This is a genomic window from Helicobacter cinaedi CCUG 18818 = ATCC BAA-847 (genome assembly GCF_000155475.1).
GTDB lineage: Bacteria > Campylobacterota > Campylobacteria > Campylobacterales > Helicobacteraceae > Helicobacter_C > Helicobacter_C cinaedi.
Genome location: NZ_DS990391.1, coordinates 154,222 through 180,061 on the forward strand (window position 1 = coordinate 154,222; position 25,840 = coordinate 180,061).

The 25,840-nt window shown below is 39.5% G+C and carries 26 protein-coding genes; 16 read left to right on the plus strand and 10 right to left on the minus strand.

The genetic code is table 11. The features are described 5' to 3' along the window. Positions 1 to 18: 18 nt before the first annotated feature. Positions 19 to 1,683, plus strand: a complete 1,665-nt coding sequence (locus HCCG_RS00900; protein WP_002955468.1) for a hydrogenase small subunit — start codon at positions 19 to 21, stop codon at positions 1,681 to 1,683. Positions 1,684 to 1,687: 4 nt separating this feature from the next. Here the strand turns inward: HCCG_RS00900 and HCCG_RS00905 are convergent, their stop codons facing one another. Genes HCCG_RS00905 through HCCG_RS00915 form a run of 3 tightly spaced genes read right to left on the minus strand, consistent with a single transcriptional unit; the run spans position 1,688 to position 4,342 of the window. Next, on the minus strand, positions 1,688 to 2,203 hold the full coding sequence (locus HCCG_RS00905) for a phosphatidylglycerophosphatase A family protein (RefSeq protein ID WP_034547861.1): 516 nt from the start codon (positions 2,201 to 2,203) through the stop codon (positions 1,688 to 1,690). Positions 2,204 to 2,212: 9 nt separating this feature from the next. Continuing rightward, a complete protein-coding gene (locus HCCG_RS00910) occupies positions 2,213 to 3,112 on the minus strand; it encodes a response regulator (protein WP_002955470.1) in 900 nt (299 codons plus the stop codon). A gap of 24 nt (positions 3,113 to 3,136) precedes the next feature. After that, on the minus strand, positions 3,137 to 4,342 hold the full coding sequence (locus HCCG_RS00915) for a bifunctional 2-C-methyl-D-erythritol 4-phosphate cytidylyltransferase/2-C-methyl-D-erythritol 2,4-cyclodiphosphate synthase (protein WP_015453753.1): 1,206 nt from the start codon (positions 4,340 to 4,342) through the stop codon (positions 3,137 to 3,139). 178 nt (positions 4,343 to 4,520) lie between these two features. Between HCCG_RS00915 and thiC the strand changes: the two genes are divergently transcribed. Then, the gene (thiC, locus tag HCCG_RS00920) at positions 4,521 to 5,900 is read left to right on the plus strand and encodes a phosphomethylpyrimidine synthase ThiC (RefSeq protein ID WP_002955472.1); all 1,380 of its coding nucleotides are present in this window, start codon (positions 4,521 to 4,523) and stop codon (positions 5,898 to 5,900) included. 26 nt (positions 5,901 to 5,926) lie between these two features. Further along, positions 5,927 to 6,220 (plus strand): YciI family protein, encoded by a 294-nt coding sequence (locus tag HCCG_RS00925; RefSeq protein WP_002955473.1) that lies wholly within the window; start codon positions 5,927 to 5,929, stop codon positions 6,218 to 6,220. 86 nt (positions 6,221 to 6,306) lie between these two features. On the opposite strand, the gene HCCG_RS00930 is transcribed toward HCCG_RS00925, so the two are convergent. From HCCG_RS00930 to HCCG_RS00960, 7 genes are all read right to left on the minus strand, one after another. Then, the gene (locus HCCG_RS00930) at positions 6,307 to 7,053 is read right to left on the minus strand and encodes an energy transducer TonB (protein ID WP_002955474.1); all 747 of its coding nucleotides are present in this window, start codon (positions 7,051 to 7,053) and stop codon (positions 6,307 to 6,309) included. A gap of 25 nt (positions 7,054 to 7,078) precedes the next feature. Then, positions 7,079 to 8,065, minus strand: coding sequence for a flagellar biosynthetic protein FliO (locus tag HCCG_RS00935; protein ID WP_230197809.1), 987 nt, complete (start codon positions 8,063 to 8,065; stop codon positions 7,079 to 7,081). Between the two features lie 31 nt (positions 8,066 to 8,096). After that, positions 8,097 to 8,447, minus strand: coding sequence for a flagellar motor switch protein FliN (fliN, locus tag HCCG_RS00940; protein ID WP_002955476.1), 351 nt, complete (start codon positions 8,445 to 8,447; stop codon positions 8,097 to 8,099). A 61-nt stretch (positions 8,448 to 8,508) separates the two neighbouring features. Beyond that, entirely contained in the window at positions 8,509 to 8,913 is a 405-nt protein-coding gene (locus HCCG_RS00945) for a chemotaxis protein CheX (RefSeq protein ID WP_002955477.1), read from the minus strand. Positions 8,914 to 8,980: 67 nt separating this feature from the next. After that, complete coding sequence (nth, locus tag HCCG_RS00950) at positions 8,981 to 9,652, minus strand: endonuclease III (protein WP_002955478.1); 672 nt, start codon at positions 9,650 to 9,652, stop codon at positions 8,981 to 8,983. Between the two features lie 7 nt (positions 9,653 to 9,659). Beyond that, the gene (locus HCCG_RS00955; RefSeq protein ID WP_002955479.1) at positions 9,660 to 9,893 is read right to left on the minus strand and encodes a FeoA family protein; all 234 of its coding nucleotides are present in this window, start codon (positions 9,891 to 9,893) and stop codon (positions 9,660 to 9,662) included. A gap of 65 nt (positions 9,894 to 9,958) precedes the next feature. Continuing rightward, positions 9,959 to 13,009: a DUF3971 domain-containing protein gene (locus HCCG_RS00960; protein WP_230197810.1), complete on the minus strand. Its 3,051-nt coding sequence runs from the start codon at positions 13,007 to 13,009 to the stop codon at positions 9,959 to 9,961. A gap of 91 nt (positions 13,010 to 13,100) precedes the next feature. Here HCCG_RS00960 and mltG point away from each other — a divergent pair, with 91 nt between their 5' ends. From mltG to HCCG_RS01025, 13 genes are all read left to right on the plus strand, one after another. After that, entirely contained in the window at positions 13,101 to 14,030 is a 930-nt protein-coding gene (gene mltG, locus HCCG_RS00965) for an endolytic transglycosylase MltG (RefSeq protein ID WP_002955481.1), read from the plus strand. A 117-nt stretch (positions 14,031 to 14,147) separates the two neighbouring features. Then, positions 14,148 to 15,095: a malate dehydrogenase gene (locus HCCG_RS00970; protein WP_002955482.1), complete on the plus strand. Its 948-nt coding sequence runs from the start codon at positions 14,148 to 14,150 to the stop codon at positions 15,093 to 15,095. Positions 15,096 to 15,304: 209 nt separating this feature from the next. After that, positions 15,305 to 15,616, plus strand: a complete 312-nt coding sequence (locus tag HCCG_RS00975; protein ID WP_002955483.1) for a 4Fe-4S binding protein — start codon at positions 15,305 to 15,307, stop codon at positions 15,614 to 15,616. A gap of 9 nt (positions 15,617 to 15,625) precedes the next feature. Then, a complete protein-coding gene (locus tag HCCG_RS00980) occupies positions 15,626 to 16,750 on the plus strand; it encodes a 2-oxoglutarate synthase subunit alpha (protein ID WP_002955484.1) in 1,125 nt (374 codons plus the stop codon). A gap of 1 nt (position 16,751) precedes the next feature. Further along, entirely contained in the window at positions 16,752 to 17,579 is an 828-nt protein-coding gene (locus tag HCCG_RS00985; protein WP_002955485.1) for a 2-oxoglutarate ferredoxin oxidoreductase subunit beta, read from the plus strand. 1 nt (position 17,580) lies between these two features. Next, on the plus strand, positions 17,581 to 18,135 hold the full coding sequence (locus HCCG_RS00990) for a 2-oxoacid:acceptor oxidoreductase family protein (RefSeq protein ID WP_002955486.1): 555 nt from the start codon (positions 17,581 to 17,583) through the stop codon (positions 18,133 to 18,135). A gap of 279 nt (positions 18,136 to 18,414) precedes the next feature. Then, entirely contained in the window at positions 18,415 to 18,732 is a 318-nt protein-coding gene (locus HCCG_RS00995; RefSeq protein WP_014667173.1) for an ATP-dependent Clp protease adaptor ClpS, read from the plus strand. Positions 18,733 to 18,742: 10 nt separating this feature from the next. Further along, entirely contained in the window at positions 18,743 to 20,995 is a 2,253-nt protein-coding gene (locus HCCG_RS01000; protein WP_002955488.1) for an AAA family ATPase, read from the plus strand. After that, a complete protein-coding gene (locus HCCG_RS01005; protein WP_002955489.1) occupies positions 20,992 to 21,786 on the plus strand; it encodes a DUF815 domain-containing protein in 795 nt (264 codons plus the stop codon). The genes HCCG_RS01000 and HCCG_RS01005 overlap by 4 nt, the downstream gene beginning before the upstream one ends. 71 nt (positions 21,787 to 21,857) lie before the next feature. Continuing rightward, on the plus strand, positions 21,858 to 22,523 hold the full coding sequence (locus tag HCCG_RS01010) for a DUF305 domain-containing protein (protein ID WP_015453760.1): 666 nt from the start codon (positions 21,858 to 21,860) through the stop codon (positions 22,521 to 22,523). Further along, positions 22,486 to 23,463: a S1-like domain-containing RNA-binding protein gene (locus HCCG_RS01015; protein WP_230197811.1), complete on the plus strand. Its 978-nt coding sequence runs from the start codon at positions 22,486 to 22,488 to the stop codon at positions 23,461 to 23,463. Before HCCG_RS01010 ends, HCCG_RS01015 begins: the two co-directional genes overlap by 38 nt. Further along, positions 23,460 to 24,215: an SDR family NAD(P)-dependent oxidoreductase gene (locus tag HCCG_RS01020; RefSeq protein ID WP_002955492.1), complete on the plus strand. Its 756-nt coding sequence runs from the start codon at positions 23,460 to 23,462 to the stop codon at positions 24,213 to 24,215. Before HCCG_RS01015 ends, HCCG_RS01020 begins: the two co-directional genes overlap by 4 nt. A gap of 54 nt (positions 24,216 to 24,269) precedes the next feature. Beyond that, entirely contained in the window at positions 24,270 to 25,610 is a 1,341-nt protein-coding gene (locus tag HCCG_RS01025) for a class II 3-deoxy-7-phosphoheptulonate synthase (protein ID WP_002955493.1), read from the plus strand. The last annotated feature ends 230 nt before the right edge of the window (positions 25,611 to 25,840 follow it).

Genomic DNA, 25,840 nt, shown 5'->3' on the forward strand with positions numbered 1-25,840 from the left:
ATACCTAAAGGAGATGCAATGGATAAAGCACAGATTTTAGAGCGGTTAAAGACACATTTGCAACAGCTTAAAAACACACACAAAGCCCCACGAAACGAAGTGAGCATCGAGTGGGTTACACAAATATGCAATCTTATTGGAATCCCAAAAGACTATGCTCCGCTTTGTGAGCAGATTCTATCATATAAACCGCTTACACGCCTTGTATGGCTACATATGGCAGAATGCACCGGGTGCAGTGAAAGCTTTTTGCGACTTGATAAGCCCGGGGTGGAATCTTTGCTTTTAGAATATATCTCACTTGAATACCACGAGACTATTATGGGAGCGGTTGGCTTCAATGCGAAACAATGCCTACACGATACGCTTAAAGAGGAGTTTATACTTGTGATTGAAGGGGGCGTGTCTTTGGGGGAGAATGCGTATTTTCTCACTTCCGGGGCTGATAGCACAAATGGCGAGAATGAATGCCTTGAAGTAGCGCGACACGCACAAGCCATTTTTGCCATTGGCACTTGCTCTAGCTTTGGCGGGGTGCAAGCTGCATATCCTAATCCTACGCAATCTCAAGGCATTAGCACCTTTTTAAGACAACCCATTGTGAATATCCCGGGCTGTCCGCCTAGTGAAGCCAATATGATAGGCTCACTAATGTATTATATTTTGCTCCAAGAGATTCCGCCTTGTGATAGTCTAAATCGCCCTTTATGGAGCTATGGTAAGAACCTGCACGAGATGTGCGAACGCAAGGCAAAATTTGAATCTGGGGATTTTGTAGAATCTTTTGATGATGAGCGTTTGCAAGATGGTTATTGCTTATATAAAGTGGGTTGCAAAGGACCTTATGTAGCAAATAACTGCCCAAAAGTGAAGTTTAATGCTAAGACAAGTTGGCCTGTGCGGGCGGGACACGGCTGTATTGCTTGTAGTGAGCCTGATTTTTGGGATAGCTTTGGCAAGATTGAAGAGCCAATCAATAATGCCAATGCTTATATCAAAGACAAAAAGCCCCTTAAATCTCTACCCTTAGTCCATAGGCTAGATGATACCCTATTAGATTCTACACTATGCCTTGAGCTTGATAGCTTGAGTGATACGCGTATTTATAGTCAAGAGAAGCAGAATCTCAATCTGCTTGCTGTGAGTTTTTATGCCAATCTCTCCGCACTTTTGCCATATTTAGCGAGTAAAAATAAGCTTGGAGCGAGACTTGTGGAGAACTACCACAAGTGGCGTTTAAAAGAAGAGTTAGAATCTGTGCTAGATTCTGAATCTGCTGAAGATTCTATCTCGCATAATGCAAGTGATATGCTAAAACTTGTTGGAATGATGTTTGGTAAGAGTTTAAATCACGCTCAAGTTTTGGACTTAGCCCAAAGCTACTTATTTCCACATATCAGCAAACTTGATTTTAAGCTCACTACAAAAGACAATGGCGGTTGTGAAATTGAAGTCAATAAATCCTTGCGACTACCACTGTGCTACTTACTTGGTGGGCTAGAGATAGAGGGTGTGGCATATAGTGTGGTAAGCTCAATCTGTGAGATTTTAGCCCTTGCTCTTGTGGAGCTATGCAAGATTTACAATATCAGTCAAGTGGCGTTTAAAGGCGATCTTATGCAAAATCCGCTTATACAAGATCGCCTTGCTACCTATTTGCCAAAGTGGCTTAAGGTTGTGTGAGTTTTTAGACGAGATAGGGCTGTATAAATTTTAAGCTATCTATTGTGTTTGAGAGAAATACTAAACCTTGAAGTGTCAGCACACTACAGATTCCAGCTAAGATTCCAGCTAGGGCATCATCGCCTACAACGCCTAGTCCGCCTTTCCATTCCCTATCAATTTTGCCAATAAATGAGGGTTTAGACACATCAAAGATTCTAAAAAACACAAAAGCTAAAAGGCTATGTGCCACCCCAAAGCCTACAATCGCCATAGCTAACCACATACCCACAAGCTCATCAATCACTATGCTTTTATCATCGTGGGTTTGTGTGGTTTCTTCGTATTTATCAATATGCTTAATGGCAATAAACCCTATAAGAATGCTTAGTAAAAAAATGCTCTCTTGTGAAAAATACACTATAGGCAACCCCAAAAGCAAAGCCACCACACTCCCCATAGTGCCGGGAGCCTTAGGCGAGTAGCCGCTATAAAATAGACTTAAAAACAAGTCTTTAATCAATTTTTGTTTTTTAGTCATTATGGGTTTTTAGGGATTAGTCTTATTTTTGCGGATAATGCCATACTTCTTGCGTTTTTCCCACAAGCTTTTGCGGCTCATTCCAAGCTTTTTAGCAAGCTCTATATCTGGATAGCGACTTTCATATTTGGTAATAATAATCTTTTCATACTCTTTGACTGATAGAATCTCTCCGCTTAGCTCTACGCTATTAGACTGCCGAGAAATATCAATCACTTGTGGGAATGCAACCTTTTCGCTTGAAACAATGCTAATAATCACATTGTGCTTTAACGCCACTTCAAGGAAATCCTTTCTATCGCTCTTTTTTAGCTCTTCAAGGTTGGTGATGTAATAAATCTCATTCTTTTTTGGTGGCACACGGAATATACTTTTCCAAGTATCCTCTTTTAGGGAATAAAATTGAAAATGGACGCGTTTTTCCCGTGCATACCGCATAGCATAAATATCCGCTGCTCTCTGCGTGTTTGTCTTAATCACAAATGGAGGATTATACAAAAATGGCTCTGGTGTGCCTAGCTCTTTTTCAATAAAGCTAAAATAGCTTCTATAAAAGCTAATCTCTTCATTAATCTCCCTATACGCCTTGTAGTGTGTGATTTTACGGATAAGCTCATCAACGATAAAAGGCTTAACAATATAGTCTGTTACGCCATTTCGCAAAGGCTTAATCACGGTATCATCATTAATATACGCAATCATTAAAATAATAATGGCTTGTGGATAGGCTTTACTTAGCTCTGTGTAGCCCTCATTAATCGTGCCAAATGAGGCTAAAATCACATCATAATGATCCTTTTGCACTTCTTTGAGTGAATGTGCGATAACGCACTCCAAGCGTGAATCGCTAAGCTTATTTGCAATACTTTGAGCGAGATAAATCTCATTTTCAATGATTAAAACTTTCATTTTCTCTCCCTTTTTAAATATGTCCTAGTCATTCTCTCCCTTTAAATTATGATGATTTAACTCTCCGTTTAATATCTCTTGCCAAGGGGCAAAGCCCATACTCACACTTGCCTGAACACACACGCCCTCTTTTCGCCCTACAAAGCCTAGAGATTCAGTTGTAGTTGCCTTAATATTCACACGCGATTTTGGCAAATGTAAGATTCTAGCGATACACTCACGCATTTGTGATTTGTATGGGGCGATTTTAGGCGTTTGTGCCATAATGCTTATATCCACATTATGCAGTTCATAGCCGACACTTAAGACAAAATCATAAATGTGCTGCAAAAGTTTTTTGGAATCTGCGTTTTTATACGCTTCATTAGAATCTGGAAACCACTGCCCTATATCGCCCCCACCAATAGCACCCAAAATCGCATCACTTAATGCGTGAAGTGCGACATCGCCATCACTATGGGCTTTAAACCCAAATGAAGATTCTATTTTCACCCCACCAAGCCACATTTCTTTATTATCTTCAAAGCTATGCACATCAATGCCATTACCTACAAAAACACGCTTTGAAGGGGCTTTGAGATAGGGCATATGAGTGAGTAAATCGCCCTTAAAGGTAAGCTTATTCATAAGAGAGCTGCCTTTTATAAAAGCTATCTTTTTGCCAAGCTTATGAAGTGCGGAGCTTTCATCACTAGAATCCGGGCTAGATTCTAGAGCAAGTTTCAAATCCTTTGTCTTACTAAGCTGTGGCGTTTGGATAAGCTTAATCTCATCGCGGTTAAGATACCCTCCATTATAAAAGCTCGTATCGCTTACCTTTATATAAGGCACGATACAAGCCGTGCTTTCATCAATCTCATCTAGTTTAGCAAATAACGCCCTAAGCACAGAATCTTGAGTATTCCACCTTGCTACATCACTCACAAGCACAAAGGGCGTATCTACATATTGCAGGGCATTACGCAAGGATTGTGCACGACTATCCCCACCCTGCACAACTTTAAAAGGACTTATATCAGCCATATAGGCAAAGTCATTTTTTGAGGCGGTAATAAGAATCTTTTTAAAAGAAAACTGCTGTGTTATCTTGCGTGTAGCTACAAGCCACAAAGGCTCTTCACCAATGCGAATCCACTGCTTTTTACAAGCAAAGTCATCGCAAAAACGCGTAGAATCCCCAGCTGCCATCATAATGAGTGAGACATCATCTAAAACCGAATATAAAGCCAAAATCTTTCCTATAAAAGTGCGTATTTATTTTTGAAAATCCGCATTCTACCATAAAAAACAAAAAATAAGCTAAAAATTGTTACTTAAATTCCCATATTGTTTAACTATTTTTTAAATAATCAGTGTATATTTTGCAAGTTTAGATAGCGTAAGCACAAAAAATAAAAAAGGATTTTCTATGAGAACACAATGGGTGCAAGAGAGATTGATGCAAGAACGCACCAAGGATTCAATCCGCACACAGCTACACTACGCCAAAAAGGGCATTATCACTAAAGAAATGGAATATGTCGCTAATGTCGAGAATCTAAGCCCAGAGCTTATCCGCCAAGAGATTGAGCGGGGGCGGCTCATAATCCCAGCAAACATTAATCACACCAACCTTGAGCCTATGGGGATTGGCATAGCCACACGCACGAAAATTAACTCAAATATCGGTAGCTCCTCTCTTGCAAGCTCCATTGAAGAAGAAGTTGAAAAGGTTAAAGTTTCTATAAAATATGGTGCGGATACGATTATGGATCTAAGCACGGGCGGGGATTTAGATGAGATAAGAAAAGCAGTTATCAATGCTTCAAGTGTGCCTATTGGCACGGTGCCTATGTATCAGATTCTCTATGATGTGAAAAATGATGTCTTAAAGCTAGATATACAAACTATGCTTGATGTGCTAAGAAAACAAGCCAAACAAGGGGTAAGCTACTTTACTATCCATTGTGGATTCTTACTTTCACATATGCCTTTTGTGGCGAAGCGAAAAATGGGGATTGTCTCACGCGGTGGAAGCCTTATGGCAAGCTGGATGATGCACTATCACAAAGAGAATCCATTCTATGAATATTTTGATGAGATTCTAAAAATCTGCCAAGAGTATGATGTGAGTTTGTCTTTAGGGGATTCTTTGCGTCCGGGCTGCTTGTATGATGCAAGTGATGAAGCACAATTTGCTGAACTCAAAGTGCTAGGGGAGTTAGCAAAAAGGGCGTGGGAAGCTGATGTGCAAGTAATGATAGAAGGTCCCGGACATGTGCCGCTTAATCAAATTGAACGCAATGTAGAGTTACAAAAGCAATACTGCAATCAAGCACCCTTTTATGTGCTAGGACCGCTTGTTACAGATATTGCTGCTGGGTATGATCACATCGCAAGTGCCATTGGTGCGTGTGTGGCGGCGTGGAAAGGTGTAGCAATGCTCTGCTATGTAACGCCAAAGGAGCATTTGGGACTGCCTAATGCTAAAGATGTAAGGGAAGGAATCTTAGCTTATAAAATTGCTGCTCACGCCGCAGACATTGCTAGAGGACGAATTGGCGCAAGAGATAGAGATGATGCGATGAGTGATGCGAGATATAGCTTTGATTGGAATAAACAATTTGAGCTCGCCCTTGATCCTGATAGGGCAAGGGAATATCACGATGAAGCCTTGCCACAAGAAGTCTTTAAAGACGCGGAGTTTTGCTCAATGTGTGGTCCAAAATTTTGTAGCTATAAAATCTCACAAGACATTTTTAAAGCCCACAAGCAAGATGAAAAAGAGCCTATGGCAGTAAATGAATGAAAATTAATAATTTAGAAGGAGCTAAAATGACACTTTTTGTTTGTCTCGTGCATTATACAAAGCCTTTAGAGCAGGTTACGGAGCGTTTGCAAGAACATAGGGATTATCTTAAAAAAGGCTATGAAAAGGGTATTTTACTCGCCTCTGGTCCTAGAATCCCAAAAGATGGCGGCATTATCATCGGCAAGTTTGCAAATAAAGATGAAGCTTTAGCATTTGCAGCAAATGATCCTTATGTGCATTATGATCTAGCAAAATATGAAATATTAGAATTTGAGCCTGTGCTGCACGCAGAGATTTTAAAGGATTTTTTGAAATAAAAAACCTTAAGGACAATGAAGATTCCAAACCCATTTTTCAAACAAAAACGCCTTAGAATCCTTAAGCTTAATGCAGAATCTAAAGTCTAATAGCCATAATAATAAATCCCATAGGTTACAAAAATGCGGATTTTTGTCTTTGTGATTGGGCGTGGGTAGTCCTTGTAGGCAATCTCAATGGTGCGTTCGCTATTGCGGTCTAAAAGCATATAATTTGATGAAACAATAATCTTTAGTCCGCTAATGTCGCCATTTGGGTGCAGATAAAACTCCACTGCACTAAGCCCCTCTTGCCCCAGCCGTATGGCACTTGCTGGATATTCTAAATACTTTTTTGTGATGCGTCCAATATCCCGCAAATTATTGACTAAAAATTCCTGCTCTGCTATGCCATAGTCTCCAAATTCAGCCCCATAAAGCTCCTCTATATCTCTCCTTGTTACCTCATCAACACCCGGAAACTTCGCAAGGGCTTTAACTCTGCTTCTCTGCCTTGTGGTTTGCTGATGTTTGCCCCTACCATCATAAAGGCTTAAAGATGAGATATCAAGCTCATTCGTATTGCTTTGGGTTTGCTTAGGTGTTGGTGGAGTGGAGCTAAATTTGGGTGCGACAAGTTGATTATGCGTATCCTGCTTAGATTCTAGCTCCCCATCACCTAGAATCTGAAAGCCCGCCACTTTCATTTGCGGATTTGTAGAAGTGCCTTTTTTAAACTGCATTTGTCCAAAACGCACAAACAAAATGCCAAGAATCACACAATGGATAAGAAAAGATATAAGTAACCACGCCCAAAGGCGAGATTTATCCTGCGTTTCAAGCGGATTTTTCATTTCTTAGGGCTTCTCTTCTCATTTTTTAATCCCTCTCATCGTTGGGATATTGAGAATTATGGAGATATTTAGAAAGTCGCTCTTGCTTTTGCTCTAAGAGCTTGGCAAATTGATCATCAAAATGCAGTTGCTCTGCTGTGCTAATACTCTGCGGGATAGGATAACGATCAATAAGTGTTGTGCTTGTTGCACCAATGAGTATCAAATACCGATAGCCATTAGATTCTATAGTTAGGATTCTGTGTTTTGAATCTAAATTTTTCTGTGAAACAACCTCAATTTTCGTTGGGTCAAAGACTTCCTGCTTTTGGGCAAAAGATGAAAAATATCCGCCAAAACTCCTTTTTGCCCCTACCCTATTGCTCCCTGCTTTATTGCCGCCTTTAGCAGCAACATACCGCTTCACATAAAATAGCACAAACACAAGGGCTGCCATAACAAGCAAAACAGCCACATACCGCCAAGTATCAATCCCCATATCCGTTTTGAAAGCAAGGGGATTTTGTGAATCTACCGCTTGAGATGAAGTATTTTGAGAGGGTTGAGTTTGAGCTGTGGGGGCTTGTGTATTTTGACTAGATTTTATCTCAAGGTTTGGAATCTTATGTATCGTTTGGGGCGTTTGCAAAAGTGTGTCAAGCTCACTTTTTGGAGCTTCTATCTTGTTTAGCACCACTTTAATGGCCTTACTTGATTTGCTGACATTTACGCCAATCACACGCACATCGCCAACACCTATGACATACAAATCATTTTGGATATTAAAGACCTGCACTTCACTGATAAAGGAATTTTTCAGGCTTTGATTTTTTGATTTTGCTTGAAGATTTGGAAATATCACGCCTTTATAGCCATCTTGCTCAGTTAGACGCGGGGAGTTTTCATAGCTAGATTCTAAATAAAGCAGCACTTCAACGCTATCTTGCTTTTGTGAAAACTCAATCCCTGCTACATTAGAATCTGCCCCATACAAGGAAGCAAAACACAGCAACACAAAGGCAAATATTCTCATTTTATTCCATCAGTTTTATTCTCTTAGATTCTTACTTCTCACGCGTCAAATAATACACAATCGCATTAGAATCTAAAATCTCATTGATACGAATAGCAAGATTACGCTCATACACCATAACTTCACCCTTGCCAATCACACGACCATTGATAAAAGTCTCTATACTCTCCCCCGCTGGTTTGCCAAGATCTATAATAGAGCCTTTCTCAAACCGCAGAATTTCACCCAAAGCGATTTTTGTATTACCAAGCTCGGCATTAAAAATCACTTCCATATCAAGCAAACCGGTATAGTTTTTCATCATATCTTCAAGATATGTCGCAAGTTCAATTTCCTTTGCGGAGTGAATCCGTTGTTTGTCTAAGATACTCTCTCCTGCCATTTATGCCCCCTGATACAATCCTAACATACCTAAAGTCCCAACATCACTAATCATTTGATGTCTAATGCACTCTCCGCATATAAATGCTACATCGCCCCTGCTTTAATCTAAAATGCAATCCGTGATCGTAGTTTTTAATCAAGCGATGTCCCAAATACTCGGGTGTTGAGATATTAAAATGCTTACCAAGCTCCTGTGTCATCACTTTTGCCCTACCCACGACAAGATTAGCAAGTTCCTTTGCCATATCTTCCAAAGCTTGTTCGCTTGGATTCTCTTCACCCAAAAAATCCACACAAAAAATCCGCAAAAATGCCTTATTAAAAAGCAAAAACACATCATTATGTGCACCTACCATACTAATCCTGCTCAAATATCCCCTTTTAAGCGGCATAATAGAATCATGCGGGGTTTTACTAATGCTCTTTTGCACGACATCAAAAAAGCTATTATGAATAATATCCATTACAGCACCTTTAAGTTTTGATTTTGCGTATTATACTACATTTTTTGGCTACACATTTTTAAACTTTTCAACTTGGCTTAAAATTGCTTTTATTTTGACAATATGCATTGACAAAGCACTCTTCACAAAGGGGTTTTAACGCCTTACAAGTATATCGCCCAAAAAGCACAAAAGCTTGATGAAGCACTGAAAGATCTGTTTTAAGCAGAGCTGTTAGCTCCTTTTCAGTCTCAATAGCACTTCTAGCCCCACTTAGTCCTAAACGATGAGACACACGAAAGACGTGCGTATCAACTGCCATATAATTTTGCTCAAAAAATTCTATCAGCACGACATTAGCCGTCTTTTGCCCTACACCTGTTAAAGTCTTTAACTCCTCTTGCGTGGTTGGAATCTCCCCATTAAACTCGCTCATTACCTGATTTGCCATACTGACAAGGTGCTTTGCCTTGTTATTGAAAAACGAAACAGATTGGATAAATTCTTTTACATCTGCAAGGGAGGCTTGGGATAGAGCCTTGACATTAGGATAGGCTCTAAAAAGAGCAGGGGTTACAAGATTAACGCGTTTATCCGTGCATTGGGCTGACAACATAACACACACGAGCAGTTCATACAAATTATGATACACAAGCTCTGTTTTAGCATTTTTGTAATGTTCTAAAAACAAAGCCTTAATAATGGGAATGTTTTTCTTTTTTGCTTTTTTAAAACTTGGTTTTGGGTTAGGCTTAGGCATTTAAATCCTAAGATTCTAAAGGTTCAACAATAATGCTCTTTGCCTCTACATCTCGCAAAGCTATCTGCGTGCCTTCCACTATCACTGCTACTGCTAAACGCCTGATAGAGTGGCTCACCACGCGACACACCTTGTCTTTTACAATCCCAAAAGACATAAATCTATTTTTTAACGCATTATCTTGCGTTTCAAAAGCCACAATTTTACACTGCTTACCCACATCACAATCATAAAGTGTCATTTTGCCATATTCCTTATTTTTTATTTTGGCGATTATAGCTCAATTTTAGATAACAAGACTGATTTTTATCTTATCAACTCATCTTTGGCAGATTCTATTTTAGGATTTTTCCTTCTCATATTCCTTTCATTCTCTTGCAAGTCTTGTTGTGGGAGATTTGGCTCTATATCTTTATCATATTCTGTCTCATTAGCCTCTTGTGTTGGCTCTATCGTGTCTTGCTGCTGCATCTGCTCTATCATAGGATTTGACATAGAATCTTGTGCTTCTTGTTGCTCTTTTGTCTCTTTAGGCTTTGGCTCGGCGACATTTTTATCAATAGCATCAGCCAAGCCGCTTAAAAGATTATCCACCGGCTCTAAGATTCTACCCACCATTTCAAATGGACTAAGTAAAATATCCTTTGCCACACTCACTTCACTTTTTGGCTTCTCAAGTGTGCCTTTCATCACAATCCCGGTTGTAAATTTCCCATCACTTCCCAAAATCACATAATCAACAAGCGGGATCTTATCAATAATGGATGCCAAAGTCTTAAGCGTTGAAGCTTTGAGAACAATATCAAGCTCCTGATTTTTAAGATTGACTAATCCCCCACCCTCCACATCAATAGAACTTCCAACTAGATTAATATTTTCAAGCACCAAAAATTGATCATTAATGACAAAATCCACCTTGCCATTTTTGACCTCATAGCCCTCTGCTCCAAGTCCGGGTTTGCGGAATGTCAGCAATGCCGGGATTGTATCAATGAGTGCGAGAACATTTTGCACAATGGCTAAGTCTCTATAAATCGTATTTTGCATACTGATTTCACCTTTTAACGCTCCCTCGTCATATATACCCTTAAAGTTAAACAACCCGCCTTTAAAAATCTCTCTCCCCCACACGCGATTTAAAAACGCTGCACTAAAATTACTCAAACGCAAATTCGCACGAGAATACGCCATATCCACATTTGCCACACCATTACCATAAGTAACATCAGCCCGAATCACGCCATCGCGTATAGATACAGACGCCACATCTGAAGGGATAACATAACCACTCAAATAAAAATCCATATCCTTTGCTTCAAGGTATGTGATATGAGGTGAAATCTTATGCTCCCTTTCATATCGCTGCTTGGCTTTGATAAATGCCTCTTGTTCCGCCCTCTGTGCTGGAGTGAGTTTTTCTGTAGATTCACTTTCTTTATTAAGCTCCGCAAGGATAGGAATCTTACTTGAAAACACCTCATCAATCCGCAAATTATAGCCATCAAGAATAATTTTACTAATGTTGCCATCTTTGACAAATAAAAACTTCTTGTTTTTTGAGCTTATGCGGATTCCTTTTTTATCAATCACACCTTCTAAAAAATACCGACTAAGTTTTTTAGCGTCTTTATCATACAGCGGATACTCAAGGTTACTCACCTCGCCACTTAAACTAAAGCTTTCAAAATCACTACTTTGGAGCTTAAGATTCCCACTTGGGATTCCAAAATACTGCAAAATAGGTGAGTAGGGATAAATCTTTGCAATATCACTAAGTTCAAAGACATTGAGCTTATCATTAAGAATAATATTAATGGCAAAATCGGGTAAAGTGATGATTTTTTCCTTGCCACCAAGATATCCATCTATTGTAATTTTTGGCATTTGTTTGGGATTTATTTTTACAATCTCTTCGCTAAAGCCTTTTTGAGATTCCTCATAAATGGCTTGAATAATGCGTTTTGTCAGCTCATCGCTATCTTTTGGGATAACAGGTGGTGTGGAGCTTTGCGACAGGGCTTGTGAAGTCAATGCAAATGCGTCAATAGCTAAATCCCCTTGGAGTTTAGAGCTTTTAAGATTCCACATCATATTAAGTGTGCCTTTAACACTCTTGGCATAATTTACCTTTGTGTTTAGAATCTGTATATAGGCTTTTTCAGGCGTATTTGTGAGATTAAGATTAAGATTATTCACACTAAGTGGAAAACTCCCTAGATTCAAAGTTGTTTGCGGGGCATTGATATTGCCATTAAGAGAGACTTGCGTGTGTTTATTTTTATTCTCTATATTTATATCAAGATTCACACGCAGTTTAGAATCCGCACTCCGTAGTGGCACACTCACACCATACACCTGCAACAAATCATTTAAATCATCACTCATCATCGCATTTTGAGAGCGGATAGCTATTTTGACACTAAGAGGTGGGGTGAAAACATTGCTGATTTTGACTTCCGAGCCATCAAGCTTGATATTTGTAAAAAATGGATCTTTAAGCAAAAAGGTGAGATTCTCATCTCGCATATATAAAATGATACGCGTCGCTTCAATAGGCTTAATATGCGGAGCGAGATAGACTTTTGGTGCTTCTATGGCTAAATCAAGTGCGAGCGTTTTTTGAAGTTTGGTAAAAAACTGCCCATCAAGTGTGCTTTGGAATCTTAATGAGTGGAGCTTTAGCACATCATATTTAATGTTTTTAAAAAGCCAATCATTCAGTGCTTTTATCTTTAGCTTTTCCACATAAGGCTTAATAGCGTCAAGATTGTAAAGATGAGAAGTTGAAGCCTCTAAGTCAATTTTATAAAAATCTGTAATGCTCCGCACATATAATGTCGGCTGATCTAGTGGCGGCTCCACTTCTTCATCGCTTGTTTGAGTATCACTTATTTGATTTGGAGCTTTTGGCTTTTTAGGCTTTGGTGTGGGCTGCTTGATTGGCTCTTTTGGCGAGATAGCTATATCCATTTCAAGTGTTTTTTTCAAAGATTGATATACAAATTTCCCTTGCACCTGCAAACCAAGACTTAGAATCTCAAGCTCGTGGATAAGCAACTCTGTATCTTTGTTACTTTCCTCTACATCAAAATACGCTAAAAACTCCGGAGCATTGATTCTATACTCGTGTCCGTCATAATGCACACTCCGCTTTTGCTCATCGGCAAAAACGACATTTTCAATATCAAGCTTCTCAAAATATGAGATGACAAATAAAAACTTTTTAATCCACCCAAGTATATCTTTAGGATCTAAGGGCGTATCATCATCTGTGCTTTGTTTGTCTTGTTTCTGCAAGGCAGAGATGTCAAGTTTTTCAATATTTAAAATCAGCTTGTTATTTAATCTAAGATACAATCCCTCAACTTGAATTTGTCCAAAACTGATAGAAGGGCTGTAAATGCCATTAGATAGAGTTTTATATCCCATCAGAGAAAGTGTAAGTAAAATGCCCAAAAAAACGACAATACTCACAATATGTTTTGATCTTTTTTTCATCATCGCCATAACCATTTTGTTTTATTTGCTTCAGCCTGTGCAAACGGAGCGGATTTTGAATCTGCCCAAAGGCTCGTTGCCCAAAATTATAACATACTTAAATGAAAATGGGGGGCATTACAACAAGCTAGATTCTCTTTTTATCCGTCTTTTGGGGCAACCACAAAGTGGGTTTATTGATATGAAAGCGGGAGTGTTACCTAAAGGGGCATTTTTCAAAGCTCTTGTCAGCTCAAAGGCAGCCACAAAAGATGTAACGCTTATTCCGGGCGAAACGATGTATTTTTTTATCCGCATTCTTGCAGATACTTTTAATCTCTCACCCGAATCTTTGCAAGTAGCCTATGATAAGTATTTTCCCTACCCTGACGGTATGATTTTCCCCGATACTTATAGTTTGCCTGTTGGAATAGATTCTGATGAGCTAATGAAACTTTTATATGATATATCTATAAAACGCCACGAGCAAAACGCCATAAGACTACTTGGAGCATACAATCAAGAAGAATGGTTTAAAAATGTTAGCATTGCTTCAGTGGTGCAAAAAGAAGCTGCAAATAATCAAGAAATGCCTATTGTGGCAGCGGTTGTATTCAATCGCTTAGAAAAAAATATGCCCTTGCAAATGGACGGCTCACTTAATTATGGGCAGTATTCACACTCTAAAGTTACGCCTGAACGCATACGCAATGATGATACGCCCTACAACACATACCGCAATAAAGGCGTCCCACCCTACCCTGCTGGAAGTGTGAGCATACAAGCCATAGAAGCCGTGCTAAAGCCCGCTCAAGTGGATTATCTCTATTTTGTGAGAGACAGAAGCACCGGAACGCATAAATTTAGCAAAACTTACGATGAACATCGCAGTCATTTTTGATTTTAATTTGCTTTTAAGTTATTTTATCCCATAGTTAGCAAGTTAAATTTTTTTTAACTTTTTGTGTTTTGAGTTAAAAACCTTAAATGCAAACAAGCTCTCAAATCAAGGAAAAAGATGTTTGGTAAAATTGCTATCATTGGCGGTTCCGGTAATGTCGGCTCTCATATCGCATTTTTAGGTGCGATGAAGGGCATTGCCAAAGAAATTGCACTTTTTAGCATTGATATACCTCGTTGCAAAGGTGTGGGACTTGATATATCTCAAGCCGCAGCAGTTTTTAATATCCCTACACATATTAAAGGCTATGAATCTTATGAAGGACTAAGTGAAAGTGAAGTAGTCATCATCACTGCTGGAATCCCCCGCACTCCCAATATGACACGCGATGACCTGCTTCTAAAAAACGCACATATTATGCGAGAAGTTAGCCAAAATGTCGCCAAAATCGCACCTAATGCCTTGCTTCTTATCGTGTCAAATCCCCTTGATGCAATGTGCCTTGTGGCAAAACACGCAAGCGGATTTGATAAACAAAGGATTATAGGTATGGCAGGTGTGCTTGATGGAGCAAGATTAGGTTATGAAAGCAAAGTGTTGTTAAATGACTTTCAAACACCAATCAAACCTTATGTGATAGGATCTCACAGCGATGATATGCTGCCACTCTTAAGGCATTCTTTGTATGGGGCAGAAAATCTCGCAGATAGGCTAGATTTAGACTCACAACAGAATCTCATTAGAGAGACAAAAAATGGTGGGGCAAAGATTGTGAGTTACTATCAGCAAGGTTCGGCGTATTTCGCCCCAGCGAGTGCTGTTGTCAAAATGCTGGAACTTATTGCAAACCCACAAGATGAAGAAGTTGTATGTAGCGTATATATACAAGGCGAGTATGGTTTGCAGGGCATATACATTGGGCTTCCCATTAAACTTGGCAAAAAAGGAGTAGAAAAGATTGTAAATTTGACACTAAATAAGCAGGAACAAGAGATATTAAAAATCTCCGCACAGGGCATCAAAAAACAAGTTGAGATTCTCAAAAATAACGGATTGTTAAATTAGAGAATCTAAGATTATATTGAATTCCAAAAATAAGAAAGGAAAGGAGTAGAAAAGATTGTAAATTTGACACTAAATAAGCAGGAACAAGAGATATTAAAAATCTCCGCACAGGGCATCAAAAAACAAGTTGAGATTCTCAAAAATAACGGATTGTTAAATTAGAGAATCTAAGATTATATTGAATTCCAAAAATAAGAAAGGAAAGGAAAATGGGTATCAAACAAGCACCAGAGAATGTGCCGGTATGGGTTGATGAAACGCGTTGCAAAGCGTGCGATGTATGCGTATCACTTTGTCCAAGCGGTGTTTTAGGTATGAAAAAAGATGAGCACAAGATTCTAGGGAAAATTATCTCTGTGGCTTATCCGGAAAGCTGTATTGGGTGCAGGGAGTGTGAGCTACACTGCCCAGATTTTGCTATCTTTGTAGCAAGTAAAGATGAGTATAAATTTGCCAAAGTTAGCAAAGAAGCACAAGAGCGTGCAGCAAAAATCAAAGAAAACAAATTTATGGTGATATAAGGAGAGAAAATGCGTGAGTTAATTACAGGAGGAAACGAGCTTGTCGCGTTGGCTGCGATAGAATCAGGTTGTCGGTTTTTTGGTGGCTATCCTATCACCCCTTCAAGCGAGATTGCACACGAAATGAGTGTGGAGCTGCCAAAAATCGGGGGGAAATTTATCCAAATGGAAGATGAGATTAGCGGTATTGCTGTTGCTTTAGGTGCATCAATGACAGGCGTTAAAGCAATGACTGCTACTTCTGGTCCGGGTATCTCGCTTAAATCTGAACAAATCGGCTATGGCTTTATGGCGGAGATTCCACTTGTTGTCGTTGATGTTATGCGTGGGGGACCTTCCACCGGACTTCCCACACGCGTTTCACAAGGCGATATTAATCAAGCCAAATCGCCAACTCACGGGGATTTTTGCTCTATCGCACTTTGTGTTGGGAATCTGCAAGAAGCCTATACGCAAACAATTCGTGCTTTTAACCTTGCTGAAAAATATATGACACCCATTTTCTTACTGCTTGATGAAACCATAGGGCATATGCACGGGAAAACTTTAATCCCAGATTTTGAAGAGATTAAACCTACAATCTGCAATAGAGAAGAGTTTAAAGGCGATCCTAAAGATTATCAACCCTACGGCGTGGCACAAGATAAACCTGCTGTGTTAAATCCTTTCTTCAAAGGCTACAAATACTATATCACAGGACTTCACCACGGAGCGAGTGGATTCCCCACAGAAGATGAAAAGCTCTCTCAAAATCTCATTGATAGGCTTTTTAACAAAATAGAATCTCATATTGATGATATTGTTGAGTTTGAGGAATATGAGATGAATGATGCGGAGATTCTTATCATTGCTTATGGCTCCGTCTCGCTATCCGTCAAAGAAGCAATCAAAGATTTACGCAAAGATGGAGTAAAAGTTGGGCTATTCCGCCCCATCACATTATGGCCTAGCCCCGCAAAACAGCTTAAAGCTTTGGGTAAAAAGTTTGAAAAGATTCTAATGATTGAGCTTAATAAGGGGCAGTATAGACAGGAGGTGGAACGCGTTATGCAAAAAGATGTTGTGTTCTTAGGCAAAGCAAATGGACGCACAATCTCACCTGCTGAAATCATTACAAAAATCAAGGAGATATAAGATGGCTTTTAATTACGAAGAATATCTACGAATGGATAAAATGCCTACCCTTTGGTGCTGGGGCTGTGGCGATGGTGTGATTCTAAAAAGTGTTATCCGTGCTATTGACGCACTTGGCTGGAATATGAATGATGTTTGTATTGTCAGTGGGATTGGCTGCTCTGGTCGCTTTAGCTCGTATGTGAATTGCAACACCGTGCATACCACTCACGGGCGGACAATGGCGTATGCTACGGGCATTAAACTTGCTAATCCGGATAAAAAAGTCATTGTCATATCCGGCGATGGGGATTCTATGGCAATCGGTGGGAATCACACAATCCACGCTTGTAGGCGAAATATTGATCTCAATCTTGTGATGATTAATAACTTCATCTATGGACTCACAAACTCTCAAACCTCTCCCACAACGCCAAAAGATTTTTGGACGGTTACAGCGCAATATGGCAATATTGATCCAAACTTTGATCCTTGCGAAGTAGCAAGTGCGGCAGGAGCGAGTTTTGTAGCACGAGAGAGTGTGCTTACACCTAAAAAACTTGAAAAAGTGCTAATGGAAGGCTTCACGCATAAAGGCTTTAGCTTTTTTGATATACATAGTAACTGCCACATTAACCTTGGACGAAAAAATAAAATGGGTGAGGCAACTTCTATGCTAAAATGGATAGAATCTCGTCTTGTGAGTAAAAGTAAATTTGATACACTTTCAGCAGAAGAAAGGGTAGGTAAATTCCCAACCGGTGTGCTTAAACATCAAACAGATAGAATGGAGTATTGCGAAGCCTATGAAGGCGTAATCAAAAAAGCTCAAGCTAAAGGGGGACACTAAAATGCATCAGTTACGATTTACAGGTGTAGGCGGACAAGGGGTGCTTTTAGCGGGAGAGATTCTAGCAGAAGCACAAATCAAAGATAAAGGCTATGGTGTCAAGGCTGCCACTTACACAAGCCAAGTGCGTGGCGGACCAACAAAGGTTGATATTTTGCTAAGCCAAGAGGAGATTCTCTATCCTTACGCACACGAGGGCGAAATTGAGTTTATGCTTTCCACCGCACAAGTAAGCTATGATTCTTTTAAAAGTGGTGTCAAAGAGGGTGGTGTGATTGTCGTTGAGCCAAATCTCGTGCGACCAAGTGATGAGGATAGAAAAAAGTTTAAAATCTATGAGATTCCAATTATTACCATTGCTAAAGAAGAAGTGGGCAATGTCGTTACACAATCTGTTGTAGCCCTTGCCATTACAACAACTTTCACACAATGCGTGGATAGAGATCTTGTGTTTCAAACAATGATAGAAAAAGTCCCTGCCAAAGTCCAAGAAGCCAATAAAAAAGCTTTTGAACTCGGCGAAAAATACGCCAAAGAAGCAATGGTAAAAGCCTAAATATTTATAAGCCTAGCTTAGAATCTAGGCTTTTTCTTTCTTATAATAAAAATCTCATTTATAGATTCTACTCTTGGTAACGATTTTTTACTCTCATTTTATAATTCCAACAACCTAAAATCTCCAAATCTGAATACAATATAAACTTTTTAGCAACACTCACCATTTCTTAATCAATTAGTCAAGCCCTATTATATTATTTTTGCTAGAATTTTGGCTTCTAACATTTTTAGTAAATATAGTAAAATCACTTTACAAATCTTACAACAAAGGATTCTCGTGGCATTTTCATCTTTTGATACATCTTTTGAATCTTGGACACATACAGGGACAATGCTAGAAGAGCCAAAACTTTATCGTGTTTTACTCTTAAATGATGACTGGACAGCTATGAATTTTGTCACACATATCCTTATGGAAGTGTTTGATAAAACCAGCCAAGAAGCTAGAGCTATAACGCTCAAAGTCCATAACGAAGGCAAAGGCGTTTGTGGAATCTACCCCTATGATATTGCCGAGCTTAAAACCCAGCTTGTGAGCCAAAAAGCAAAAGAACAGGGCTATCCTTTGCGAGTAATCACAGAGGAACTCCACTAAAGGAATAAAAATGATAGGACAAAATCTCACGCTTATTTTTAATGAATCTATTGATATTGCTAAAGAAATGCACCATAATATCCTTACAACCGAGCATTTATTCCTTGCCACACTCAACAACACTCAAGGCATATCAATCCTACAAAAATGCGGCGGCAATATCCAAGAAATGCGACAAATGACAAATCTATATCTCAAAAAATATATCCCATACTCACAAGAAGTCAGCAAAAGTCCAAAGCAAACCCCAGCCCTTGATAGAATTATAGAATCTATGGTGAGCCACGCTCAAAGTAGCAACCGCCAAAGCATTGATGTAGGCGACTTACTTGCTTCAATAATGGAAGAAAATCAAAGCTTTAGCACACAGATTCTCAAATCTCAAGGTATTGATAGACTAAGCGTGCTAGAAGTCATCACGCAACAAGAACAAGATTCACAAACAAACGAGCAGGAAAGCCACGAACAAAGCTATTTAAAGCAATATACAAAGAATCTTACCCTTCTAGCAAAAGAGGGTAAGATTGACCCCGTTATCGGTAGAGAACAGGAGATTTGGCGTGTGAGTGAGATTCTAGCTAGGCGAAAAAAGAATAATCCCATTTTAGTTGGCGAACCCGGCGTGGGTAAAACCGCCATTGCTGAAGGATTGGCATTAGAGATTTATCACAAAAAGCTTCCAAAAGCCCTGCATAACGCACAGATTTTTGCCCTTGATGTGGGGGCGATGATTTCAGGGAGTAAATATCGTGGCGATTTTGAAAAACGCCTTAAGGGTGTGCTAGAAGAAATGGCACTTATTAAAAATGCTGTGCTTTTTATTGATGAGATTCACACCATTGTGGGAGCAGGGGCTACTTCTGGCTCAAGCCTTGATGCCTCAAATCTGCTTAAACCATCCCTTGCTAATGGCACACTGCGTTGCATTGGTGCAACAACCTTTGCGGAGTTTAAAACACATTTTGACAAAGACAAGGCTTTGTCTCGCAGATTCAGCAAAGTAGAAGTCAAAGAGCCAAGTTTGCAAGACTGCTATGCGATTATTGAAGGATTAGCCCCCATTTATGAAAAATATCATCAAGTAACATATACCAAAAATGCACTCAAAGCCTGTGTAGATTTATCTGCACGATATGTGAGTGATAAATTTTTACCCGATAAAGCCATAGATTTGCTTGATGAAGTTGGGGCAAATACAAAAATCTACCACACCAACAAGCCAAAAATTGAAGTAAAAGATATAGAATCTATTCTCAGCAAAAGTGTGCATATCCCCAAAAGCACCATAAGTAGTGATGAAAGCAAGATGATGAAATCCCTTGCAAATAATCTTAAAAAGAAAATCTTTTCTCAAGATTCAGCCATTATGGAGCTTGCACGCGTGATTAAGGCAAATAAGGCAGGGTTAAGCGAGAGTAATAAACCCATTGGTAGCTTTGTCTTTGCTGGTCCTAGTGGCGTTGGTAAAACAGAGCTTAGCAAGGAACTTGCCAAGCTTTTGGGCATTGCTTTTATTAAATTTGATATGAGTGAATATATGGAGCCACATTCCATTTCAAGGCTCATTGGCGCACCTGCGGGATATGTGGGCTTTGAGCAAGGGGGGCTGCTTGTTGATGCGGTGCGTAAAAGCCCCTATTGTGTGCTATTGCTTGATGAGATAGAAAAAGCCCATAGCGATATTTATAATATTTTGTTGCAGATTCTAGATTCAGCAAGTTTGACTGATAATCTCGGCAATAGGGCGGATTTTAAAAATGTCATTGTGATTATGACAAGTAACGCCGGGAGTAAAGATAGTAACACGCTTGGCTTTAATGCGAGCTTACAGCATAAAAATGACACTGCTATAAAGCTACTGCTTTCCCCGGAGCTAAGAAGTCGCATTGATAGTATTATTTACTTTAATCCTTTGGGATTAAAGGAGTATTTGCTTATTGCTAAAAAATACATTGATGAACTTGCCACTTCTCTTAAATCTCGTCATATTGAACTTAAGATAGATTCTAAAGCATTGCATTTTCTAGCTTCACAGAGTGTGGATACAGCCCTTGGAGCTAGAGAGATAAAAAAAATCATTGATAGTGAGATTAAAAATAAATTGAGTGATGAGATTTTATTTGGCTCACTTAAAAAAGGTGGAGAATGCCTTATCTCACTTGCCACCAAACCACAAGCACACATTGAGCTAATCTACAAAGAGACGCAAAAAAAGCTCAAAATCAAACCAAGCACAAACTTCACTAAAGAAAAAGCAAAATGACACCGCCATTTTATAATCTTTCCACCTTTTCCAGCTTCCCGTGGGAGAGTGAGTTTGCTTGTATTTATCGCCATATCCCAAGCCAAGAATATGGACATTTTAGCGGATATTTTAAAGCAATTAAGGATTTTCATAGAGATTTTACACTTATTGGGCTAGATAGCCAACTCAATGCCCTAAGCAAAAATACCCAAGCCTTTATCAATGGCAAAAAATCATCTAATGCACTCCTTTGGGGGGCTAGGGGCTGTGGTAAAAGCTCGTGTTTGCAGCTTGTTTTAAGCTCATTTTTACACAAAGATTCCCCCTTGCGTGTTATTGAACTCCCTATGGAATGCCTTTATCTTGTGGGATTTGTGCAAGATGTTGTGCGGGAGCTGCCTTATAAATTTATTATTGTATGCGATGATTTAAGCCTTTCACCTAATGAAAATAGCTACAAATCCCTAAAAAGTGTGCTTGAAGGTTCGTTTGAAAATAAGCCAACAAATATACTTTTCTACACCACTTCAAACCAACGCCATCTTATAACCGAATCTTATCCACAAGATACCTTGCATCTCAATGACGCTAAAGATGAGATTCTCTCCCTTAGCGATAGATTTGGGCTTACTCTGGGATTCTACACGCTTGGGCGTTTAGAATTTTTAGAGCTTGTAGCAGAGCTTTTAAATACTCCCTTAGATGAAGAGACAAAACACAAAGCCTTGCAGTTTAGCACACTGAAAGGTTCAAACGCTCCGCGTATCGCGCAAGAATTTTGCACTCTCTACCATAATAAAATAATATAAAAATTTTATCGTTTAGAAAAAATACAATTTTTTTAGCTAAGATTAAAGCACATAAAGCTAAAGGAGATGAAATGAGAGTTTTTATCGCTGTGATTATGCTTTTAACCCTAGCCTATGCCAAAGATGACACCCACACAGGCTCTTCCGCCCCAGCACATACTATGCAACATCATCAAGAAATGCTAGAAGCACAAGCTCCCCTTGCCCTATCTGAAGAAATGTTAAATCTTATGCACGAGCCGATGATGGAAGAGCCATTTTTGGAAGATGATAATTTGGATTTAAACTTCCTTACAAATATGATTCCACATCATCAAGGTGCCATTGATGCTTCAGAGTTTCTCCTAAAACACTCCAAAAACAAGCAGTTGCGCGCCATTGCCACACAGATTATTCAAACGCAAAAAGCCGAAATTGATGAGTTTAATGCCATTATCTCCGAACTCAAAGAGCAAAAAAAGCTTTATAGCCCAAAGGAAGTAACGCTTTACAACCAACAAGCCAAAAAAGATATGGAGACTATGCACCAAGAGATGTCAGGACTTGCCCTGACAGAGCATTTAAACCACGACTTTTTGTTGAGTATGATTCCTCACCACGAGGCTGCTATCAAGGCTTCAAAGGAAATTCTTATCTACACGCAAAATGAGCAGATAAAAGCCATCGCACAAAAGATTATCCAAGTCCAAGAGCAAGAAATTGAAGATTTCAAAGCCCTACTCCAAAAAATCCACTAACACCGCAGAATCTGCCTCCATTCTTATGGGCAGAATGCAGACATTACGCATTATGCGTTTTAGCAAAAATGGTGCATATCTTAGCACAACTCAAGCTACACAAGATTCGGTTTCAAAAGTTTCACACACACAAGATTTGCAAAGTTTGCACCCCACAAAATCCCACGGCAAAAGCCCTAGCCATTCACTCCAAGAAGTGCTTTTACCCAATAAATTTTTAACCCCACAAAATGCCATAGGCGATATGATAAAAGTCTTTGTTTTGACAGATTCACAAGATCGCCCAGTGGCTACCACGCAACAGCCAAAGGCACAATATGGGGATATTGCTTTGCTTAATGTTGTTAGCCACTCGCCCTTTGGTTGCTTTTTAGACTTAGGCGTGGATAAGCATATTTTTATGCCTTGCAAGAATCCGCAAAGTTTTACCCTTCATCAAAAGCTGCTTGTTGCCATCACACTTGATAAACAATCTCGCCTTATTGCCAAACAAGGGATTAAAAAATACCTAAAGCCCGTGCCAAAGCTTCACGCAGATTCTGTAAGCCCACTTCAAGCCTATATTTTTGAAAAAACACCGCTAGGCTTTGGCTGCGTGGTAGAAAATGCTCATTTTGGATTACTCTATGCTAATGAGCTGCCCAAGTCTTTTACCCCGCACTTTTACACGCCCATTGAAGTGTATGCTAAGGGCATTAATCACGCTAAATTTGATCTTACGCTCTATCCCCCACTTCAACAAAATCATAAGCAAATGCTGCTTGATTCTATGCCTTTGGCGTTAAATTTTTCTGCCTCGCCAGAGAACATTTTTACATCTTTTCATATAAGTAAAAAGCTTTTTAAACGCCTTATTAATGAGCTTGTAAGAGAAGGAAAAATATATTTTGAAAAAAAAGAACAAAGCTTTAAGCTCATACAAAAGGAGAAAACATTATGACAGCACTTATTACAGGGGCATCTTCGGGCTTTGGGGAGGCAATTGCTAGAACTTTTACGCAAAACAACCACAAAGTTATCATTCTTGCACGCAGAAAAGAGCGATTAGATTCTTTGCAAAAAGAATTAGGTGGCTTGGCTCAAAGCATAGTGTGCGATGTCTGCGATACGCAATCTATCGCAAAAGCCTTATCACATCTCCCTAAAGATTTTCAAAACATAGATGTGCTTATCAATAATGCCGGTTTAGCCCTTGGACTAAGCAGTTCGGATAAGGCAAGTATTGCTGATTGGGAGCGTATGGTAGAAGTGAATGTCATAGCTCTTATGAGGCTTACACATTTGCTTTTGCCACAAATGGTAGCACAAGGACACGGGCATATTATCAATATCGGGTCAATTGCAGGGAGCTACCCTTATCCGGGTGGCAATGTCTATGGAGCAACAAAAGCATTTGTGAAGCAATTTAGTTTGAATCTCCGTGCAGATTTGTATGATAAAAATATCCGTGTGAGTGATATTGAACCCGGACTTTGTGGCGGGAGTGAGTTTTCTTATGTGCGGTTTAAGGGCGATGAGAAAAAAGCTCAAAGTGTATATGAAGGCACAACGCCACTTATGCCTGAAGATATCGCACAAAGCGTGTTTTGGGTAGCTTCCCTACCACAACATATAAACATTAATCGCTTAGAGCTAATGCCCACCACACAAGCTCCTGCCGCCCTTAATGTGTATAAAAATGCTAAAGTTTAATAAGTTTAATCCGCTTAGCTACAATGCGATTTTAATTTAAACAAGGAGAATCCTATGCAATGGCATACAAAAAGTTGGCGTGATAAGCCAATCAAACAGCACCCAACCTACAAAGACACAAAACTTTTAGAATCTGTGGAATCGCAGCTCAAATCCTATCCACCGCTAGTATTTGCCGGGGAAGCTAGGGCATTGCAAGAGCGATTAGCTCAAGCTTGCAAAGGGGAGGCATTTTTATTACAAGGGGGGGATTGTGCGGAGAGTTTTTCGCAGTTTAATGCAATAAATATCCGCGATTTATTTAAAGTCATTATCCAAATGGGGGCGATTCTAACCTTTGGTGCGTCCTGCCCTATTATCAAAGTAGGACGCATAGCCGGGCAGTTTGCTAAACCCCGCTCAAGTGATTATGAGATTCAAGGTGAGATGAGTCTGCCAAGCTACCGCGGCGATATGATTAATGGTATGGAGTTTGATTCTAAAGCAAGAGAACACGACCCAAATCGCTTGATTCAAGCCTATAATCAAAGTGCGGCGACACTCAATCTTTTGCGTGCGTTTGCACAAGGGGGCTTTGCGGATTTAAATCAAGTGCATAAATGGAATTTGAGCTTTGTAAAAAACAATACCTTTGGGCAGAAGTATGAAGAACTTGCCTGTGCTATTACTCAAGCCCTTGATTTTATGAAAGCCTGTGGGATTAACTCCAAAGACTTGCCAACCTTGCGTGAGACGGAGTTTTACACCTCACACGAAGCCCTTGTGCTAAATTATGAAGAACAACTTTGCCGAGAAGATTCTCTAAGTGGAGAATGGTATGACTGCTCGGCACATATGCTATGGATAGGCGAACGCACAAGGGGGCTTGATGAGGCGCATATTGAATTTTTGCGAGGTGTTAAGAATCCTGTGGGTGTGAAGATTGGACCAAGTGCGACTAAGGAAGACATTATGGGAATCTGCGATAAGCTCAATCCGCAAAATCAAAGCGGTAGGCTTAATCTCATCGTGCGTATGGGGGCGGAGAGTATTAAGAAAAACTTCCCTGCATTATTAGAATCTATCAATAAAGAAGGGCGTGAGATTCTATGGAGTTGCGATCCAATGCACGGCAACACAATCAAGGCAAACAATGGCTACAAAACGCGTGTGTTTGATAGTGTGCTAAGTGAAGTGAAGAACTTTTTTGAGATTCACAAAGCCTGTGGAAGCTATGCAGGTGGGGTGCATTTGGAGATGACAGGAGCTGATGTTACAGAATGCGTGGGAGGATCACAGGCTATCACTGAAGATGGACTAGCGTTCAACTATAACACACAATGCGACCCACGCCTTAATGCTACACAAGCCATTGAAATGGCATTTCTCATAGCAGATATGATTAAAAACCGCTAGTGCTTTTTAGAATCTAGCCTAACAGATTCTAAAAAATAGCACAATATTCAGCGATACCCACAAAATGCTTCAAAACAACAAGCAACATTTTAGCTTCTATAAAAGATTAATTTTTGCTTTGTCAATGGAGTTAAAGATTCTAAAAAAGATAAGAATCTAAAAGAGATTTGCAACAAGCAAAAGGCTATCTTGCTTGTTGTGTGATGTTAAAATTTCTTTTTCTTCACATC